Source organism: Pseudomonas fluorescens, from assembly GCF_902498065.1.
Classification (GTDB): Bacteria; Pseudomonadota; Gammaproteobacteria; order Pseudomonadales; family Pseudomonadaceae; genus Aquipseudomonas; species Aquipseudomonas fluorescens_BJ.
Window position 1 is genome coordinate 1 of sequence record NZ_CABVIR010000035.1, and the last position, 500, is coordinate 500.

At 62.4% G+C, this 500-nt stretch carries 1 protein-coding gene and 1 pseudogene; both read left to right on the plus strand.

What is annotated here, in order from left to right; translation table 11 throughout:
* Positions 1-344 (plus strand): SDR family NAD(P)-dependent oxidoreductase (locus F8N43_RS29240; RefSeq protein WP_150654718.1); only part of this gene is annotated, 344 nt, incomplete at its 5' end.
* An 87-nt stretch (positions 345-431) separates the two neighbouring features.
* Positions 432-500 (plus strand): annotated as a pseudogene (folX, locus tag F8N43_RS29245) (dihydroneopterin triphosphate 2'-epimerase); the annotation flags it as partial.

A 500-nucleotide genomic window follows, 5' to 3' on the forward strand; every position in this document is an offset into this window, starting at 1 on the left:
GCGCCGAGTTGCTGCAGCGCTCGACGCCTGCCGACATCATCCACATCAGCGACGATGTCACCCGCAAAGGCAGCAGCAAGCACATCGGTTATTGCGCCAGCAAGGCCGGGCTCGACAGTCTGACCCTGTCGTTTGCCGCGCGCTTTGCGCCCGCCATCAAGGTCAACGGCATCGCCCCCGCGCTGTTATTGTTCAACCTCGACGCTGACGCGGCGTACCGCACCAAGGCGCTGGCCAAGTCCGCCTTGGGTATCGAGCCCGGCAGGGGGGTGATCTACCAGAGCCTGCGCGATCTGCTCGACAATCCCTATGTCACCGGCACGACCCTGACCGTCAACGGTTGACGGAACGTCAAATAGGCCGTCCCGCTTCGGTCGCGAGTCGAGTAAGATCCACCAGAACGCCTGCAATAGACTGGCCGGAGCAAATCAATGCCACAACTTCAACCGGGAATGGCGCGCATCCGGGTCAAGGATCTGCGCCTGCGCACCTTTATCGGC